The 18,531-nt window shown below is 56.9% G+C and carries 15 protein-coding genes; 5 read left to right on the plus strand and 10 right to left on the minus strand.

Going from position 1 to position 18,531, the window contains the following annotated elements; all coding sequences use genetic code 11:
- Window positions 1–53: 53 nt before the first annotated feature.
- The 3 genes from KDX39_RS20090 to KDX39_RS20100 are packed head-to-tail and all read right to left on the minus strand — an operon-like array spanning window position 54 to window position 2,452.
- Window positions 54–1,400, minus strand: a complete 1,347-nt coding sequence (locus tag KDX39_RS20090) for an ATP-binding protein (RefSeq protein WP_231661562.1) — start codon at window positions 1,398–1,400, stop codon at window positions 54–56.
- Window positions 1,397–2,074 carry a response regulator gene (locus KDX39_RS20095; protein WP_099229272.1) on the minus strand — a complete coding sequence of 226 codons (678 nt, stop codon included), beginning with the start codon at window positions 2,072–2,074 and terminating at the stop codon, window positions 1,397–1,399. The genes KDX39_RS20090 and KDX39_RS20095 overlap by 4 nt, the downstream gene beginning before the upstream one ends.
- A gap of 33 nt (window positions 2,075–2,107) precedes the next feature.
- A complete protein-coding gene (locus KDX39_RS20100) occupies window positions 2,108–2,452 on the minus strand; it encodes a hypothetical protein (protein WP_099229273.1) in 345 nt (114 codons plus the stop codon).
- 159 nt (window positions 2,453–2,611) lie between these two features.
- Here KDX39_RS20100 and KDX39_RS20105 point away from each other — a divergent pair, with 159 nt between their 5' ends.
- Together KDX39_RS20105 and KDX39_RS20110 are read left to right on the plus strand one after the other, a co-directional pair.
- Complete coding sequence (locus tag KDX39_RS20105; protein ID WP_231661563.1) at window positions 2,612–3,400, plus strand: dienelactone hydrolase family protein; 789 nt, start codon at window positions 2,612–2,614, stop codon at window positions 3,398–3,400.
- A 196-nt stretch (window positions 3,401–3,596) separates the two neighbouring features.
- The gene (locus tag KDX39_RS20110) at window positions 3,597–4,322 is read left to right on the plus strand and encodes a 4'-phosphopantetheinyl transferase family protein (protein WP_231661564.1); all 726 of its coding nucleotides are present in this window, start codon (window positions 3,597–3,599) and stop codon (window positions 4,320–4,322) included.
- A 30-nt stretch (window positions 4,323–4,352) separates the two neighbouring features.
- Here KDX39_RS20110 and fhuF read toward each other — a convergent pair whose 3' ends face one another.
- From fhuF to KDX39_RS20125, 3 genes are all read right to left on the minus strand, one after another.
- Entirely contained in the window at window positions 4,353–5,009 is a 657-nt protein-coding gene (fhuF, locus tag KDX39_RS20115) for a siderophore-iron reductase FhuF (protein ID WP_231661565.1), read from the minus strand.
- 88 nt (window positions 5,010–5,097) lie between these two features.
- Window positions 5,098–6,708: an ATP-binding protein gene (locus KDX39_RS20120; protein WP_231661566.1), complete on the minus strand. Its 1,611-nt coding sequence runs from the start codon at window positions 6,706–6,708 to the stop codon at window positions 5,098–5,100.
- Window positions 6,709–6,714: 6 nt separating this feature from the next.
- The gene (locus KDX39_RS20125; protein WP_180274377.1) at window positions 6,715–7,452 is read right to left on the minus strand and encodes a response regulator; all 738 of its coding nucleotides are present in this window, start codon (window positions 7,450–7,452) and stop codon (window positions 6,715–6,717) included.
- 700 nt (window positions 7,453–8,152) lie between these two features.
- Here KDX39_RS20125 and KDX39_RS20130 point away from each other — a divergent pair.
- On the plus strand, window positions 8,153–11,065 hold the full coding sequence (locus tag KDX39_RS20130; RefSeq protein ID WP_099229278.1) for a ribonucleoside-diphosphate reductase subunit alpha: 2,913 nt from the start codon (window positions 8,153–8,155) through the stop codon (window positions 11,063–11,065).
- 121 nt (window positions 11,066–11,186) lie between these two features.
- A protein-coding gene (locus KDX39_RS20135; RefSeq protein ID WP_231661567.1) for an IS3 family transposase occupies window positions 11,187–12,409 on the plus strand; the annotation gives its coding sequence in 2 pieces (ribosomal slippage) (window positions 11,187–11,538 and window positions 11,538–12,409; 1,224 coding nt in all).
- An 82-nt stretch (window positions 12,410–12,491) separates the two neighbouring features.
- Here KDX39_RS20135 and KDX39_RS20140 read toward each other — a convergent pair.
- Genes KDX39_RS20140 through KDX39_RS20150 form a run of 3 tightly spaced genes read right to left on the minus strand, consistent with a single transcriptional unit; the run spans window position 12,492 to window position 14,193 of the window.
- Window positions 12,492–12,983, minus strand: coding sequence for a hypothetical protein (locus KDX39_RS20140; protein ID WP_143518981.1), 492 nt, complete (start codon window positions 12,981–12,983; stop codon window positions 12,492–12,494).
- Window positions 12,984–13,012: 29 nt separating this feature from the next.
- On the minus strand, window positions 13,013–13,510 hold the full coding sequence (locus KDX39_RS20145; RefSeq protein ID WP_231661568.1) for a hypothetical protein: 498 nt from the start codon (window positions 13,508–13,510) through the stop codon (window positions 13,013–13,015).
- A 20-nt stretch (window positions 13,511–13,530) separates the two neighbouring features.
- Window positions 13,531–14,193: a hypothetical protein gene (locus KDX39_RS20150; protein ID WP_231661569.1), complete on the minus strand. Its 663-nt coding sequence runs from the start codon at window positions 14,191–14,193 to the stop codon at window positions 13,531–13,533.
- Window positions 14,194–15,054: 861 nt separating this feature from the next.
- Here KDX39_RS20150 and KDX39_RS20155 point away from each other — a divergent pair.
- The gene (locus tag KDX39_RS20155; RefSeq protein WP_004887325.1) at window positions 15,055–16,302 is read left to right on the plus strand and encodes a ribonucleotide-diphosphate reductase subunit beta; all 1,248 of its coding nucleotides are present in this window, start codon (window positions 15,055–15,057) and stop codon (window positions 16,300–16,302) included.
- 137 nt (window positions 16,303–16,439) lie between these two features.
- Here the strand turns inward: KDX39_RS20155 and KDX39_RS20160 are convergent, their stop codons facing one another.
- Window positions 16,440–18,527: an AIPR family protein gene (locus KDX39_RS20160; protein WP_231661570.1), complete on the minus strand. Its 2,088-nt coding sequence runs from the start codon at window positions 18,525–18,527 to the stop codon at window positions 16,440–16,442.
- Between the last annotated feature and the right edge of the window lie 4 nt (window positions 18,528–18,531).

Raw genomic sequence — 18,531 nt, forward strand, 5'->3', positions numbered from 1 at the left:
ATCCGCCTTTCGCAGTGGGCACGAGCCCAGACGCAGCGCGTCACGTTCGACACCTACTCCGCCATGAAGTGAATCCTGAACGCCGCGCCGCCCAGGGGCGAATCATCCAGCGTGAGCCGTGCGCTGTAGCTTTCGATGATGTCCTTGACCACTGCCAGGCCGATGCCCTGCCCTGGATTCTGGCGGTCGAGACGCTCGCCGCGTTCAAGGATGCGAGCCCGCTGGTACTGGGGAACGCCAGGACCGTCGTCTTCGATGCACAGCTCGTCACCGGACGCCGATGCTCTGAAGCTGACGCGCACTTCGCTCAGGCACAGTCGGTAGGCGTTTTCCAGCAGGTTGCCGAGCATTTCCAGCAGCGCGCCCTCTTCCATGTGCACCTGGCAATCCTCGGGCAGGTCCAGCGTGGCCTTGACCCGCTTGTCGCGGTACACCTTGTCCAGCGTGTTGCACAGGCTTTCGATCACCGGCCGCAGCATGACGTGGTGCCGCACCAGCCCGCTCTTGCGCAGGCTGGCGCGTTGCAACTGATAGCCGATCTGCTGACTCATGCGTTCGATCTGCGATTGCAGCACGCGGGCCTGTTCGACGTCTTCGGGACGTTTGGCGATGTTTTCGCTGACGCCCTGCAAAACGGCCAACGGGGTTTTCAGGCTGTGGGCCAGGTCGCCGAGGGAGTCACGATAGCGTGCCCGCTGTTCGCGCTCGCTGCGCAGCAGGCGGTTAAGGGAATCGGTCAGGCGCAGCAGTTCACTGGGGTGCTTTTCACTCAGGCTGTCGCGCTCGCCGGCTTCCACCTGATCCAGCTCTTGGCTCAGGCCTCTCAGGGCACGCAAGCCCCAGGTCAGACCGCCCCACAACAATCCCAGCAACACCAGCAAAGCCGCGCCGAAGCCCAGATAGAGCTTCTGACGCAGACTGTTGACGGTTTCCTGATAACCGCGTAACGGCTGCACCGCGACAATACTGAAAGCGGCATTGCGCCCCCCCAGCAGGCGAATCTCGACGTCGTAGACGAAATACTCGTCGCCGTTGATTTCCTTGATCTTGGTGAACTGACTGCCCTGCCCGTCATAGTTGGGGTGGTAATCGATGTCCAGATCTTCGGTGGACAGCGAGCGCCAGACCATCTGCCCCTGACGGTTATAGATGTAGCCCATCAGGCGGCTGCCCGGCAGGTTGAACTGCTCGCCCGGCAGCACCGACGGCATCAACAGGTGGTCATCCTCGACGCGCGCCGCGGAGATCATCGTGGTCACGTCCGACGCCAACCGCTGCTCGATCGCGCCGCGCAGCGCCAGGCTGAAGCCGCTCTGCAACGCAGGCAGCATCAACAGCATGAAGATGATCGCCAGCGTTACAGCGCCCAGCATCAGACGCAGGCGAAGCGAACGAATCACGTACAGCGCTCAGTGAACAGGTAGCCCATGCCGCGAACGGTTTCGATAGGTTTGAAGGCCATGTTGCTGTCCAGCTTGCGACGCAGACGGCCGACCAGCACCTCGATCACGTTCGGATCGCGCTCGTCATCATCGGGGTACAGCTGTTCCATCAATCGCTCCTTGGGCACCACCTGCTGGTGATGAAGCATCAGGTACTCAAGGATCCGGTACTCATAAGCGGTCAGCGCCAGCGGCTGTTCGGACAACGCGGCCTGCTTGCGATTGAGGTCCAGCAGCAAAGGTCCGGCAGTGATGGTGGACTGAATGAAACCGCTGGAGCGACGCAGCAAGGCGTTGAGCCTTGCATCCAGTTCTTCGAACTGAAACGGTTTGACCACGTAGTCGTCGGCACCGGCAGCCAGCCCTTCGACCTTGTCCTGCCAATTGCCGCGGGCGGTCAGGATCAGGATCGGAAAAGCCTTGCCCAGAGTGCGCAATTGACGAATAAGGTCCAGACCGCCAATGCCGGGCAGACCCAGATCGATGACGGCCAGATCATGATTGAACTGCCCGACCTGGTACAACGCCTCTTCGGCATTGGCCACCGCCTCGACCACATGCCCCGCTTCGGTCAGACGGGTCCGCAGGTGATGCCGCAACAGCGCTTCATCCTCAACCACCAACAACTTCATGCAGCCCTCCCAGGCACAGCCCCAGCCTTAATATCAGGAATGAATCGACAGCGTCGCATCGGTACTCAGCAGCCGAGCGCTTACAGGTATATGCCGGGTTACATCATAGCTGCCCAGCAAAATGTCGCGGCTGACGGGCACGCCATTGTGGGTGCCTGTCACGACGGCGTAAACCGGCGGCGAATAAAGCGTCCCCACTGCAGCATTCCTGCGGTCCTGCTGGCCCAGTTCGTGGCTCCAGCCGTTGGCATCGTCAAGGCGTTCGCTGGTCTTGCCGAACTCGATACGCGTCGGCTCGACTCTGCCATCACCGGCTTGCGCCGCCGCACTACCACCCAGAAAAGCCAGGGCCAGGAAAAACTTGTTGATGTTCAACATGCGGACTCCTTTTGCGCTCGGGGACGCTGTCAAGGTACGCCTCAACAGTAAGGGTGCCGCCCTGAACCCCGACTGAACACCGCATGAACCTGCGCTGAATGGCCCCGAATCGGCTATTGTTGCCCTTCAATGCAACACCCACTCAAGAAGGAGCTGAACATGCGCGTGTGGATGGCAATAATCATGATGGGCCTTGCGGGACTTGCCCAGGCCGCGATCAAGACCGAACAGGTCGACTATAAAAGTGCCGACGGTACCAAACTGGTGGGTTACTACGCTTACGACGACGCGATAAAAGGCCCGCGCCCCGGCGTGCTGGTGGTGCATGAATGGTGGGGCTTGAATGAATACGCCAAGCGCCGCGCCCGTGATCTGGCCGCACTGGGTTACAGCGCCATGGCCATCGACATGTATGGCGACGGCAAGAACACCGAGCACCCGAAAGACGCCATGGCCTTCATGCAGGCCGCCCTCAAGGACAGCGATGCCGCCGACAAGCGTTTCGATGCAGGTCTTGAGCAATTGAAAAAACAGCCACAGACCGATCCTGCAAAGATCGCCGCCATCGGCTATTGCTTCGGCGGCAAGATTGTTCTCGACGCGGCCCGTCGTGGCGAGCCGCTGCTGGGCGTGGTGAGTTTCCACGGCGCACTGGTCACCAACACGCCAGCCAAACCGGGCATCAAGGTGCCGATGCTGGTCGAACATGGCGCCAAGGACAGCATGGTCACGCCCGAAAACGTGGCGGCCTTCAAGAAGGAAATGGACGACGCCAAGGCTGACTACAAATTCGTCAGCATCGACGGCGCCAAGCACGGCTTCACCAACCCCGACGCCGACCGCCTGAGCCATGGCGAACACGGCGGCCCGGACATCGGCTACGACAAGGCCGCCGACCAGAGCTCGTGGTCGGACATGCAAGTGTTCTTCAAGAAAATCTTTGGTTGATTGATCGGCAAGGCGGCTTGCCGGCGATGGCGTCAGTTCAGACACCCCTACGCCGCTTCAGAAAAAGCATCGCCGGCAAGCCGCTTCCCACAGTCCGTGATTGCGGCAAGACGTGTCTATAACGATGAGCCTTGGAGTACGAGAACGATCACTGCAAGCCTTCCCTCAAGCCTGATCCCCCGGCAAAATGCCGCTCATGACTCAACTACCTGCCCTTCCCGCCTGCTGTCCTGAACTCATCCAGCACTGGCCTCTGCCTCACGCAGTCCCCGGTGCGGTGCTGGTCAGTGGCCGTTTCGATCCGCTCAAGCTGGTCGATGGCGACTTTCAGCGCTCCGTTGTCGACAAACCTGCCAGCATCCAGCGCTCGGTTGCCAAGCGCCAGACCGAGTTTCTCGCCGGTCGTCTGTGTGCTCGCGACGCACTGCGCAGGCTCGACGAGCGTCTGTACATCCCAGGTATCGCTGAAGACCGCGCGCCGGTCTGGCCAAGCGATGTCTGCGGCTCGATCACCCACAGCACCGGCTGGGCCGCAGCAATCGTGGCGCACAAAAAGCAATGGCGCGGACTGGGGCTGGACACCGAACACCTGCTGAACCACGACCGTGCCTCGCGCCTGGCCGGGGAAATCCTGACGGCCAACGAGCTGGCCGACATGGCCAACGGTCCGGACGATGAGATCGCCCTGCGCGTGACGCTGACCTTCTCGATCAAGGAAGCGCTGTTCAAGGCCCTTTATCCCATCGTGCAACAACGCTTCTACTTCGAGCACGCTGAATTAGTGGAGTGGTCGCAAAACGGCAGCGCCCGCCTGCGCCTGTTGACCAACCTGTCCAGCGAATGGCACCACGGCAAGGAGCTGGAAGGCCAGTTCAGCGTGCAGGACGATCATCTGCTGAGCCTGATCGCGATTGCTGTTTGATCAGTGTTTAAGTGATCGTTTTCGTCGCGGTCAATCGCGCCGCGGACAATGCTCGCACCGACCGACCCACTCGACCTGATAACTCAGGCAACAGGCTTTTCGCTGCCTGCGCGGCGCGGCGTTTTCGGCCTGCTGTATATACCTCACCGTGTGATACAGCGGGTTGAGGCGACCATCAGGACGTTTGCGCTCAGTCAGCAAGGCGAGCCCTGCGGCCAATGATGCCTTGCTGCTCGCGGCGAGTCCGGTCAGGCAGGTTTCCAGCGTATCCCCCGCGCTGCTCCACAGCACACGGCTCGCCAGCCCGCCGTAACGGCTCATTGTGGTGATTAAAGGCTGCAGGTTATCGTCGAGCAGACCGGCAAAGCGCTGGAACGGATCAAGCGCCGTCTGCGCCAACGCTACGCCCTCTCCTGCGAACCGGATGCCCACCGGAAGGCCTCGCTCATCCAGCACCAGCGAAACCTGATCCAGGTGCAGCGCATAATGACGCCCCTCCAGCAGGCTGGCTGACAGCACCACCGGAATGATCTGCATGAAGTAGTACTTGGCCCACTGCGACACCAGCACTGGCAAATGGCTGGGCATCAGCTCTGTGCCATAGAGGTTCAGCAGCAACGCATCCAGCCGCTCGGGGCGCAGCAGATCGGGCAGTGCTACAGACTGCTTGCCAAGACTATGTTTCAAGCGGCCCCTCTCAATCGGCTGTATGACGTTCACGCTTTTATGGAGGCGGCTTGCTGCGACATAGCGGCATCCCCCATAAAAGCTCGGCTCACTTCGGCGCCTGCGTACGCGGCCAGGACAGGCTGAAGCATGCGCCGCCCAGGCTTTCGCTTCGCCCGATCAACGCACGCCCTTCGTGCCAGTTGATGATACGCCGCACAATCGACAGCCCCAGCCCGTGTCCGCCCGAGGCGCGTGTGCGGCTGTCGTCGATGCGCATGAAGGGTGTGAATATCTGTTCCCAGGCGTCTTCCGGGACGCCGGGGCCGTCGTCGTCCACGTCGATGCGGCAGCGTTGCGCGCCCAGGCGATAACTGATGGACACCTGCGTTTCGGCATGGCGCATGGCGTTGCTGACCAGGTTCTGCAGCGCCCGGTGCATGTAACGCGGTTCAGCCTCGACCCATGCCGTTTCACCTTCCGCCGCCGTGATGCACTCACCCCGCGAAACCTGCACTTCAGCGCGCAACGGCGCCAGCTCGGCAATCACCTGATCGATCAACGCCTCCAGATCGATACGCTGGAAATTCAACGTCGGCGCGCCCTGCTCAAGCCGGGCGTACGTCAGCATCTCATCCACCAGCTTGTCGAGATCCTGAATGTCGCTGTCCATGCCGCGCATGTACTTGAGGCGCGCCTCAGATGTAGTCGCGTCGCTGACCATTTCCAGCCCGAAACGCAAACGCGCCACCGGCGTGCGCAGTTCATGAGACACAGCGCGCACCAATTCGCGCTGGATCATCAGCGAGCGCTGCAAATGCTCCGCCATGCTATTGAAAGCCGCCGCCAGCCGCCCGACCGAATCCGAACCCTCGGTGGGCACACGCGTCTGCAGGCTGCCCTGGGCGATCAACGTGGCGGCCGCTTCCAGTTCCTGCACCCTTCTTTCCAGACGTCGCACCAGCAGGTACACCACCACCCCGATGAAACACAGCCCCAGCAAGGCAATCAGCACCAGCCACTGCAACGGATACGGATTCATCTGATACAAAGGACCGATTTCCAGCACCCAGTTAGTGTCGACGATCCCGGCCAGCACGCGGATCGAATCACCGCCCTTGCCCAGCGCCATGACCGTGTCGCCTTCATAAATGCGGCGGCGCTGGTCGTCATCCAGATCGGCCTGATCCAGCGCCAGCAGGTGCATGTCAAAACCGAAACCCTTGTCGACCCGCAACGCCTGCAGGCGCGCAGGTTGCTCATCGACCGGGTAGCGCACCAGCTCATCAATCAACAGGTAGATAGTGGCCCGCGCCAGTTGCTCGGTGATCTGCTGCACCTCGCCCGTCAACAGCAGCGGCTCCTTGTCGCTCAACTGGCGGTAAACCTTCGCCGCATGCGGGCCGATCTGCTCGACCACCACTTGCCCACGCGCCAGCCGACTGCGTGCGCTGCTGTCCAGTCGGGCCTGTTCGAAGGTTTGCAGGCTCAGCGGAATACCCAGCAAACGCTCCCAGACCGCCAGCGCACGGCGACGCTCAACGTCGTTGAGGGCGATCAGGTTATCGGCCATCACAGTGAACGTGCCGTGGGCCAGACGCTCACGGTACTGCTCGCCACGCGCCTGATTGAGGCCATGCAACGCCAGCATGCCGAGCAGCGCCACCAGCACCAGAACGCCCAGCATGCCGCCATAGATACGCAGAAAGATCGAGTTCATGAAAGGTCAGCCGCTGAACACATGGCCGCTCATGTCCTGCGCGGCTTCAGGCACAAACAGATAGCCTTTGCTGCGCACGGTCTTGATCAGACGCGGATGAATGGGGTCGTCGCCAATCTTGGGACGAATGCGCGAGATGCGTACATCGATGGAGCGGTCCTGCCCGTCATACCCCACGCCGCGCAGGGCCGTGAAGATTTCTTCACGGGACAGCGTGCGCCCGGCGTTGGCAACCAGCAGCCACAAAAGGTCGAACTCGGCACCGGTCAGCTCGATACTCTCTTCGCGCAGCCAGGCCTCGCGCAGCGCGTTGTCCACCACCAGCGGCCCGAACACCAGCCGACGCAGCTCGGCAGCGGGCACTTGTGGCGCTTCACTACGGCGCAGCAAGGCGTGAATGCGCGCCAATAGCACGCGCGGATGGACCGGCTTGCAGACGAAATCATCAGCGCCGGTGTCCAGCCCCTGAACATGGTCGGTGTCGTCGGTGCGGGCCGTGAGCATCAGGATCGGCCCGTCGTAGCGGTCGCGTACCTTGCGGCAGATGCTGAAGCCATCTTCGCCGGGCAGCATCAGGTCGAGGATGACCAGATCCGGCTGTTCCTGAATGATGCGCTCCGTCGCCAGCGCGCCGTTGCCTTCGATGCTGACGCTCAGGCCGTTGTTCTGCAGGTAGTCGCAGGTCAGTTCCGCCAATCGCTGATCGTCCTCGACGATGAGCACCTGCCAGGTATGTGGCTCCACGAGGGGCTTCCTTTTGTTGTTATCGAAAAGCGGATTCAGGCATCGCTGCTTCACGCCAATGTCCGGCAGATGTCCGGCGATTGTAGCAATCGCGCGGCAAAGCACACGACATGCCAGATGCCCCTTGCAGGCTGCTTTTTATGTGATAGGGTTCGCGCCCGTAAAAATCCGCTGTGGCCCAACGACATCTGTAAAAATCAGTGACAAACGGTCCGACGCAGCAGCCATGCGGCCTACACGCGATGTAGGTGATTCATACACAAAGTACTCACAAGTTTATCCACAGGTCGTACGTTGCAATTGATGTCCGAAACGCATTATCTTGTAGCCCGACCTGCAGTCACACCCTACATGTAGGGTTTTCTGCGAAAACTCCAGCACAACTCAATCGAGAAATTCAAGCATTTTTCTTGCGTTTGAGGGGTTGAACTTTAAGACGTAATCGGTAACCAAACCGCTCGCGCTCACACCCAGGCGACCCGGTACACGTCTTGCAACATAGAACACGCACGCTTCAACAGATCTGCAAGGGATTGGGCACCTGACCCAGTCCCTTTTTGACTTCAAAACCCGGAAGCGGCCAAACCCGCCTCCACCTCCGTTTTGGAGTCATTGAGTCGTCCGGTTGGCGACTCACTGTCACAAAACGGAACGGTGGGCAGCCATTGCCCGAACAAACTTAAAGAACGTGGAGACACCCATGCAAACAGACACAACTCGCGAGAACTCGCCGGCCACTGCGCCGTTGTCAGGCCAGGCCCAGCAGGACCTGTCCGCAACCGCCCCTGGTCAACTGCGCGTGATCAAGCGTAACGGCACTGTCGTCGCCTACACCGATGACAAGATTACCGTCGCCATCACCAAGGCGTTTCTTGCAGTTGAGGGCGGCGCTGCTGCCGCCTCGTCGCGCATCCACGACACCGTTGCCCGCCTGACCGAACAGGTCACCGCCACCTTCAAGCGTCGCATGCCTTCGGGCGGCACCATCCACATCGAAGAAATCCAGGACCAGGTCGAACTGGCCCTGATGCGTGCCGGCGAGCAGAAAGTGGCCCGCGACTACGTCATCTACCGTGACTCGCGCGCCAAGGAGCGTGCCGTTCGTGCACCGGAAGACGAAGTCCAGGCTCACCCTTCGATCCGCATTACCCGCGCTGACGGCAGCTTCGCGCCGCTCGACATGGGCCGTCTGAACACCATCGTCACCGAAGCGTGCGAAGGTCTGGCCGAAGTCGACGCCGATCTGATCCAGAACGAAACCCTGAAGAACCTGTACGACGGCGTTGCGCTGAAAGACGTCAACACCGCGCTGGTGATGACTGCCCGTACGCTGGTCGAGCGTGAGCCGAACTACTCGTTCGTCACCGCACGCCTGCTGATGGACACCCTGCGTGCCGAAGGCCTGAGCTTCCTGCAAGTGGCCGAAAGCGCTACGCACCACGAGATGGCCGACCTGTACGCCAAGGCGCTGCCTGCCTACGTCGCTGCCGGTATCAAGTTCGAACTGCTCAACCCTGTGCTGGCCGAATTCGACCTCGAGAAGCTGGGCAAGGCGATCAACCACGAGCGCGATCAGCAGTTCACTTACCTGGGCCTGCAGACCCTGTACGACCGCTACTTCATCCACAAGGATGGCGTGCGTTTCGAACTGCCGCAGATCTTCTTCATGCGCGTGGCCATGGGCCTCGCCATCGAAGAGAAAGCCCGCGAAGACCGCGCCATCGAGTTCTACAACCTGCTGTCGTCCTTCGACTACATGTCGTCTACCCCGACGCTGTTCAACGCCGGCACCCTGCGTCCACAGCTGTCCAGCTGCTACCTGACCACCGTGCCGGATGACCTGTCGGGCATCTACCACGCGATCCACGACAACGCCATGCTGTCCAAATTCGCAGGCGGTCTGGGCAACGACTGGACGCCGGTTCGTGCGCTGGGCTCCTACATCAAGGGCACCAACGGCAAGTCGCAGGGCGTCGTACCGTTCCTGAAAGTGGTCAACGACACCGCAGTAGCAGTCAACCAGGGCGGCAAGCGCAAGGGCGCTGTCTGTGCCTACCTGGAAACCTGGCACATGGACATCGAAGAGTTCATCGAGCTGCGCAAGAACACCGGTGATGACCGTCGTCGTACCCACGACATGAACACCGCCAACTGGATCCCCGACCTGTTCATGAAGCGCGTCTTCGATGACGGCCCGTGGACCCTGTTCTCGCCATCCGAAGTACCGGACCTGCACGACCTGACCGGCAAGGCCTTCCAGGAGCGTTACGAGTACTACGAAGCGCTGACCGAATACCCAGGCAAGATCAAGCTGTTCAAGACCATCCAGGCCAAGGATCTGTGGCGCAAGATGCTCTCGATGCTGTTCGAAACCGGCCACCCATGGCTGACCTTCAAGGACCCGTGCAACCTGCGCAGCCCGCAGCAGCACGTGGGCGTGGTTCACAGCTCGAACCTGTGCACCGAGATCACCCTGAACACCAACAAGGACGAGATCGCGGTCTGCAACCTGGGCTCGATCAACCTGCCGAACCACATCGTCAACGGCAAACTGGACACCGACAAGCTCAAGCGCACCGTCGACGTCGCCGTTCGCATGCTCGATAACGTCATCGACATCAACTACTACTCCGTGCCGCAGGCCAAGAACTCCAACCTGCGCCACCGTCCGGTCGGCCTGGGCATCATGGGCTTCCAGGACGCGCTGTATCTGCAGCACATCCCGTATGGCTCCGATGCTGCCGTGCAGTTCGCCGACAGTTCCATGGAAGCGGTCAGCTACTACGCCATCCAGGCATCCTGCGACCTGGCCGACGAGCGTGGCGCCTACGAGACATTCCAGGGTTCGCTGTGGTCCAAAGGCATCCTGCCACTGGATTCGCAACAGATCCTGATCGAGCAGCGCGGCGAGAAGTACATCGACGTCGACCTGAAAGAAACCCTGGACTGGGCGCCGGTACGTGCCCGCGTGCAGAAAGGTATTCGTAACTCGAACATCATGGCCATCGCACCGACCGCCACCATCGCCAACATCACTGGCGTGTCGCAGTCGATCGAACCGACCTACCAGAACCTGTACGTGAAATCGAACCTCTCGGGCGAATTCACCGTGATCAACCCGTACCTGGTTCGCGACCTCAAGGCGCGCGATCTGTGGGACTCGGTCATGATCAACGACCTGAAGTACTACGACGGTTCGGTGCAGCAGATCGAGCGCATCCCGCAGGAGCTCAAAGAGCTTTACGCGACGGCCTTCGAAGTGGACACCAAGTGGATCGTCGACGCGGCAAGCCGTCGTCAGAAGTGGATCGACCAGGCTCAGTCGCTGAACCTGTACATCGCTGGCGCATCGGGCAAGAAGCTGGACGTGACCTACCGCATGGCTTGGTACCGTGGTCTGAAAACCACTTACTACCTCCGTGCACTGGCCGCGACCAGCACCGAGAAGTCGACCGTCAACACCGGCAAGCTCAACGCCGTATCGAGCGGCGGCCACGGCCCGGACGACTCGGCCATCACCGCCCCACGCCCGACCGAAGCCGCACCGGCAGGTCCGGCACCGGTTCCAAAGGCGTGCGCCATTGACGAGCCGGACTGCGAGGCCTGCCAATAAGGCTGAGCGTCTGAGCCCTGTACGGCAGTAAACAAAAAGCCCCTTTTCAGGGGCTTTTTGTTGTGTGGTGTCCCGTCCTGAATAAGGTTTACACCTTCTGACCTTTCCTCAGGAGGACTCAATGGATTCGGGTAAAAGGCGCAGCCAGCGTGATTACACGCTAGCCTTTAAATTATCGGTCGTAGACCAGGTTGAAAAAGGCGAGTTGAGTTATAAAGAAGCTCAACGGCGTTATGGCATCCAAGGGCGGTCGACGGTGCTGGTTTGGTTACGAAAGCATGGTCGACAGGATTGGAGCCAGGGCGCATCAATTCGAGAGCCGAGGAGCAGGTCCATGACTGAGCCCACCCTACCGCTGACACCCGAGCAGCGGATCAAAGAACTTGAAGAACAGCTGGCGCTGAGCAACCAGAAAGCTCAATTCTTTGAAGCAGTCGTCAACGTTTTGAAAAATGACTACGGCGTTTCTGTCGTAAAAAAGCGACCCGGCAAGTCCTCTCGCAAGGGCACATCCAAGACCTGAGTATCAGCAGGGCTTGCCTGTTCATGGGCATTTCGCGCCAAGCGTATTGCAAGCGTAATCGCGCGTTTGATGCCAAGGTCCGCCAGGACCAGGAGGTGGTGGACTTCGTTCCGGAAAAGCGTCGTCGCCAGCCAAGGCTGGGCACCCGCAAGCTTCATTATTTGATGAGCGCCGAAGGTCCTGCGTCGTTTTGCGTGGGCAGAGACCGCTTGTTTACAATTCTTCGTGATGCGCGTGAACTGGTTCCGCGCAAGCGGGCCTATCACAAGACCACGCATAGTCATCATCGTTTTCGCCGCCATCCCAACCTGCTTAAAGCAGGCCCGGAACAAGTCGTGGCCAATGGGCCTGAACAGATATGGGTTGCAGACATAACCTATCTGCCCACGCAAGAAAGCGTGGCCTACGTGAGTCTTGTAACCGATACCTACTCACGAAAGATTGTGGGTCATCATGTGCATGAAAGCCTTCATACGGAGTCGGTGATCAAGGCGCTGGAAAAAGCGGTGGGTGAGCGAGAAACCGATCAGATGCTGATCCACCACTCCGACCGTGGTGCCCAGTACTGCTCCGATATGTATCAGCGGCTGCATACGATGCATGGCATCAGGTGTTCGATGACGGATGGTTATGATTGCTATCAGAACGCTATGGCCGAGCGAATAAACGGGATTTTGAAGACCGAGTTTTTATTACACCGGCCTAAAAATCTGGCAGACGCCGTAAAAATGGTCGATGAGTCGGTGCTGATTTACAACAAAGAAAGGCCGCATCTGGCCTTGAAATACAAAACGCCCGATGCGGTGCATCGAGCGTTTTGAGACTGAAATAGGTGTAAACCTATTTCAGGACTAGACATGGCGTTTACGCTTGAATCATCGACGGGATGCGTAGTCCCGTCAATCAGCGCTGATAGGGAATAACCTTGTCCCTGGCCAGATCGACCATGAGCTGATCAAGCATCTGCCTGGACGCTTCGATGTTCGGCGACGGAGCATACCAGGCGCTTATCCCGACACCCTCCCGTGAATAACGATAGGTCTTCACCGCCTGTCCATCCTTGTAGAGCGTAGCCCGCACGCCTTCCTTATAGGGGTAAGGCAAGGGCAGCGTGAACACCGTCACCGAGTTTGCCAACCAGACGTAGTTGTCACCTTTTTCATCCACACTGGCGAGCATCAGGGTATAGCCGGTGCGGTTGAAGCCCGTGTTCAACGTCGAAAAGGCGCCGGTGTTCATCAATGCCTTGAATACTTCCCGCTGCTTGAGGCCTTCCAGTCTGACAACGAACCCTCCCTGATTCAGCGCGAGCGTCACCGGCACATAAGGCTGGCTGGCGTGGTAATCCAGAGGCTTCATGGGAGTGGCACAGCCGACCAGGAGCAGACTGCTCACCAAGGCTGCGGTTAGCGCGTATCGAACAGTCATCGTGTGGTTCCAGCAACAGGGATCAGATGGTCTTGTTGAACATCGTGGGCAAAGGCATGGGCGATTCGATTGAGGTTCTGAACATCTACCTCGGCCCCCATGTCCAGCAAGAACGTATATTTTTGAGTGTTATTGCGATACCGATAACGCTTGAGGACCTTGCGGCCCTGCGACACCGTAAATTCGGCATCGGTGCCAACCTCCCGCGATAACGGCAGCAGGAACAACGTCGCGCTACTGAGCAACACCAGTGGATACGGAGGGTATTGTCGCTTCACCTCCATCTGCACATGAACGCTGTAATCCTCTTCACTCCCGACGTCAGCCTCAATAGCACTGAAGACGCCGGTTTCACGCAGATCATTTCGCAGGGTCGAAGCGCGCTTCAGGTCATTGACCGTGACGTGCAAGGGTGCAAGGTAGGCCTGCCCCTGCGCCAAGGGCATCTGCGAAAGCGTGTTGGTCGCTGCGCATCCACTCAATAGCAGAACCATCAACGAGCAACCGCATTGCTTCATGGTCGACTCTCGTCAGCGACCTTGGGTGCGAGACCTTTGCCTGGCGTGTCATCAATGAAGAAGGGACCGGTGCCGGTGAGATCCAGCGGGAGAAACTGCAAGGCAGGCATTTGTGGATGCTGACGCTTGGCAACAACGCCATCACGGGCCATTTCGTTGCGCCATAGAAATGCACAACCTGCCTGAAGGATGCAGGTGGAACGGAACTCGCCGATGTAATAAGCCTTGCCCGGCTCAAGATGCATCGACCGCGTGAACTTCTCCTTGGCGGACAAGCTAGTGCTGTACGCAATCTGTCCCGACGTCACAAGGGTGTAGAGGTCAAAATCATAGAACTCGTAATCGCCAGGTGTCAGCGGCAATACGAAAACGCTGGCAACACCATCGGCGTCCTGTATGTCGTCGGACGTTTTTTGTTTGAAATCACTGGTCCAGAGACCCATGGCGCCGTTTTGGGAGCCACGCTTGCGAAACAGCAGGGCCTGACGTTGCGCAGGGAACAGATTGACGAATTTTGGTCCGAGCGAACCGACCAGATAAGCGACAGGCGCATTCGGCGCAGGTTGCAGCGGCTCACTCACCACGGATGCCGTTTGAGTACAGCCGGCGGCGATGCCCATCACTAAAGCCAGAGCGGTTGCTTTGAAGAGGCGGAACATGGACTTCCTTGACTGGCTGGAGACTGTGCGGCCAGGAAGCGATTGACATGATCACGGCCTCCCTGGCACTCATTTTTTGCGACGCGAAGATTACGGCATTAGCCACTAACTGGCCAGTATTACCGAACGACGCCCTGCCCGGCTTCAATCGATGCTTTCCGACACCAGACCCGGCACCGTCTTCGCCTTTCGTCAGGGATTTACAAAATATTTCCAGCGTCATATCGGAGAGTCATTCACGCCTGCGACAGCGTCGGTTTTCGGCGTTTCGGTCGAGAGGCACGCCACACAAGGCTCACAGAAAACCGTGATCGAAAACAGAGCAGAAAAACGCTGAAAACGACAGATGCCTGAAACGTGATCAAGCTCATCGGCCCGATTGCCGAGCGCGAACAAAACCTATATGTTGTGTCGATAGTTTTCGGGGAGCACTAAATGGACGATTTCATCAGCCATAGTGACGCGTCGCCCGTCAAGCATGAATCAGCGTTTGAACGTAAAAAATCGCGCAAAAAATCACGCGCTGTCTTCACTGGCATAAGCCAGTACGGATGAAAATCTGTATAATCTCGCGCCTCTTCAGGGTACTTGAAATGACCACCTTCTTCGGCAAGCTGGCTCACCTGAACGTAACACCGACAGCACCATCGCTGACGCACAGGCCGACAACCCTGGCGTTCGATCTGCCGGACAGCCCCGACTTATGAACGCGGGCCTGACAGATCAGTCTCAGTAAGACCCATCGAGAAACCTCGACACATTTACGTTGCCAGCGCGCCTCTATCGCAACGCTGGTCACATGCACTTTAAAATCCAACCGGTCGCCGCAAGGCAACCCTCACGCACAGGAGCTCCACCACCATGCTGAGCTGGGACGAATTCGATAAAGAAGACGGCGAAGTAGTTGCCAAAGCGGCCAACGCCGGTCACGCCAACGAAGCCAACATGGACCGCCTCGACAGCGCCGGTGGCGCAGCGGCCCAGGAAGCACGTGCCGTTACCGCCAACGACTCCGCAGCCCTGATCCGCGCCAAGAAAGCGCTGGACGCACTGGACGTCGCCGAAGGCCTGGCCGAACTCGAAGGCGCCAGCGCTCGCGTTGCCGTTGACGAAAAGATGATGATCAACTGCCGCGCCGACCTGAACCAGCTCGTACCCTTCAAGTACGACTGGGCCTGGCAGAAGTACCTGGACGGTTGCGCAAACCACTGGATGCCGCAAGAAGTCAACATGACCGCCGACATCGCCCTCTGGAAAAACCCGGAAGGCCTGACCGACGACGAGCGCCGCATCGTCATGCGCAACCTGGGCTTCTTCTCCACCGCCGACTCGCTGGTTGCCAACAACCTCGTGCTGGCCGTGTACCGCCTGATCACCAACCCGGAGTGCCGCCAGTACATCCTGCGCCAGGCCTTCGAGGAAGCGATCCACACCCACGCTTACCAGTACTGCATCGAATCGCTGGCCATGGATGAAGGCGAGATCTTCAACATGTACCACGAGATTCCATCGGTCGCGAAAAAAGCCGCCTGGGGCCTGAAGTACACCCGTTCGATCTCCGATCCGAAGTTCGAAACCGGCACCGTCGAAACCGACAAGGAACTGCTGCGCAACCTGATCGCCTACTACTGCGTTCTGGAAGGCATCTTCTTCTACTGCGGCTTCACCCAGATCCTGTCCATGGGCCGTCGCAACAAAATGACCGGCGTCGCCGAGCAGTTCCAGTACATCCTGCGCGACGAATCCATGCACCTGAACTTCGGCATCGACGTGATCAACCAGATCAAAATCGAAAACCCGCACCTGTGGGATGCCGAGATGAAAGAAGAAGCCACGCAGATGATCCTGCAAGGCACTCAACTGGAAATCGAATACGCCCGTGACACCATGCCACGCGGCGTACTGGGCATGAACGCAGCGATGATGGAGGACTACCTCAAATTCATCGCCAACCGTCGCCTGAGCCAGATCGGTCTGAAGGAAGAGTACCCAGGTACCACCAACCCGTTCCCATGGATGAGCGAGATCATGGACTTGAAGAAAGAGAAGAACTTCTTTGAGACGAGGGTTATTGAGTATCAGACAGGTGGGGCGTTGAGCTGGGATTGATAGTCCGGCTTTGAGCTAGATGTAATGAAAAGCCAGGAGCGGAAGCTGCCTGGCTTTTTAATAGATAAAAATCAAAATATAACTTTAAGCAAGATGCCATTTTACGTGCTACGAAAGCCAATAATATTTAAGGAATACTACATCGCAATGAAGCCTTTACTTATCATATCGTCACGAATCCTCCAAATTTCACTACACTGCCTCTCTGTAGGTAACTTCTGAGAAGTTACAGATACGAACTTCAAAAGACTGATTTGCTTGGGCGTTAGGTGGTCATGCTTCAAACCCCAATTAAGCATCCTACTCCACTCTACGCTTGGCACTTCAACAACTTTAATTTGAACATCAATTCCATCGTCCGTTCTTTGAGTCCGCCTAGAGGATTTTGACTCATCAACAGCAGAGCTAATATCAGTAAGGTTTTCATATAACTCAGACTGAATCGAAATATCAAATTCTTTAACCTGCTCCCAACATACTTGCATTTTGGCCCATTCTGTAACGTTATCTTTAGGCCTTTCTGGATCAGTCAACACGTTAAAAACAGCCTTAGCTATTATGGTAATTTGAGAAATAAGCCAATCTGGTGTGCGCTGCAAGTCCCAAATTGCGCGTAAGTTTAATTGCTTACCTAATGCCTGTTCGGATATCATATTATGCAGCTTAGCAACCGTATAGGTAACAATGTTGGCTCTGTACCCCCCTTGATACCAAGACTGCTGACTTACCAAAGCTTCAATTTTCTTAAAAAGAATAGATAAGGCTACAAGCGAACGAAAATAATCTTCATTATAAATCTTGCCATCACTAGCCCAAGCCTTAGAAATAACATCAGCAAAAACTAAAAAATTCTTCTGTGCGCCCATACTTACTTTGTGAGGCATCTCTCGCCAGCTATTTTCATATTTAGCCACGTCAGTTTTGTTAAATAATTGTGCTTTAGGATTTTGAATGAGAAATTGGGTTTTCTGAGCGGTAGTGAGCTTTGCCTGCTCATTAGAAAATTGTCCACGCGCACGCTCGTAGAACCAATGTGTACCGTGCTGTGCACCACCGCTAGGGGAAGTAAATATGCGTCGAGAAAATTCTTCTATTCGAACATGATAGGGGTGATTAGAGAAGAAATCGGCATCGCTAACTTTATTTTGACTGTTAGCACATCTAGCAATTTCCGGAGTTAGCAAACCGACACGCTCAGAAGGGAGAATAGATAATTTCATTTGCACCATTACCTTAGAAAGATCCGCAAAATCCTTTCTTCCTGAAGCCCCTCGTTTTGCATAAGCTAACGAAGCGGTTGTCTGGCCACCGTTAACAATCTGTAAATTGGTAACATTCGTGATACGCGGACCAGCCGACGTATCTTGAATTATCACATTTTCGGCAGTCGCCGCTATACCATTATTAAAAGCAAAAAACATTTCCGGACGATTACGTATCGTATTTTGAATTGCAGAGTTCACTTTACCCTTAGCGCTGAGAAAAGTTCGCACATTACCTTCAAGTAGCCTGCTTCCGTACTTATCATATATATCGGCCAGTAGGTCACCAGAGATCATGCAAAGATATGCATCATAATCACCACCTGACTGAGCAGCAGCCAAGAATGGCAACCCCGAACTTTTAGCCGTACAAAAATCCACAAGTAATTCATCTCGACCAGTTGCAGATATGTATGCCGAGTGAAACCGCACAACATCCCAAACATGAAACTCTACCGGAATGCCATTTATATCTCGATCAACCCAATTCTTCTTTTTTATTTTTGAAAATCTATCGCTAACGAAGTATAATTTGTACTTCGAAATTTTCGATTGCCAATCCATTAGATCGCAAGCAAGACCGTAACCTGGGTGACTTTCATCGATTGACCCGTCAGTTAGCTCACCACTCAACGCGGCCTCCAAGTACAGACGAACTTGATCTAGAGCCCCCGTAACGTCTTGTGCAACAAAACCAACTAACTCGTCATCATTCTCAAAATCAGCAACAATTAAAGCTAACGAACTATCAGCCTCATCGTAAGAATAACCATCAACTCTTATTTTTTTTCTACTAACATTAAAACCTTCATATCGGCAATTCTCAAAGGCATAAAGCTCTTCAGCATCTAAAAGACGCTCCCCGCACTCATCCACAAATGCAGCTCGAATAAAGTCTTTTGTTGATTCTGCCCTTGCCCTTACCGTTTCAATAAATTCTTTATGAAAGCTTTCTAAATCCATGTGC

This window comes from Pseudomonas sp. CDFA 610, from assembly GCF_021147865.1.
In the GTDB taxonomy this organism is placed as follows: domain Bacteria; phylum Pseudomonadota; class Gammaproteobacteria; order Pseudomonadales; family Pseudomonadaceae; genus Aquipseudomonas; species Aquipseudomonas alliivorans.

What these genes read in the sequence shown, in the direction of transcription:
- KDX39_RS20100 (WP_099229273.1), bottom strand. Translation starts at nt 2,452, where the DNA reads ATGTTGAACATCAACAAGTTTTTCCTGGCCCTGGCTTTTCTGGGTGGT.
- KDX39_RS20105 (WP_231661563.1), top strand. Translation starts at nt 2,612, where the DNA reads ATGCGCGTGTGGATGGCAATAATCATGATGGGCCTTGCGGGACTTGCC.
- KDX39_RS20095 (WP_099229272.1), bottom strand. Translation starts at nt 2,074, where the DNA reads ATGAAGTTGTTGGTGGTTGAGGATGAAGCGCTGTTGCGGCATCACCTG.
- KDX39_RS20130 (WP_099229278.1), top strand. Translation starts at nt 8,153, where the DNA reads ATGCAAACAGACACAACTCGCGAGAACTCGCCGGCCACTGCGCCGTTG.
- KDX39_RS20150 (WP_231661569.1), bottom strand. Translation starts at nt 14,193, where the DNA reads ATGTTCCGCCTCTTCAAAGCAACCGCTCTGGCTTTAGTGATGGGCATC.
- KDX39_RS20110 (WP_231661564.1), top strand. Translation starts at nt 3,597, where the DNA reads ATGACTCAACTACCTGCCCTTCCCGCCTGCTGTCCTGAACTCATCCAG.
- KDX39_RS20120 (WP_231661566.1), bottom strand. Translation starts at nt 6,708, where the DNA reads ATGAACTCGATCTTTCTGCGTATCTATGGCGGCATGCTGGGCGTTCTG.
- KDX39_RS20145 (WP_231661568.1), bottom strand. Translation starts at nt 13,510, where the DNA reads ATGGTTCTGCTATTGAGTGGATGCGCAGCGACCAACACGCTTTCGCAG.
- KDX39_RS20160 (WP_231661570.1), bottom strand. Translation starts at nt 18,527, where the DNA reads ATGGATTTAGAAAGCTTTCATAAAGAATTTATTGAAACGGTAAGGGCA.
- KDX39_RS20155 (WP_004887325.1), top strand. Translation starts at nt 15,055, where the DNA reads ATGCTGAGCTGGGACGAATTCGATAAAGAAGACGGCGAAGTAGTTGCC.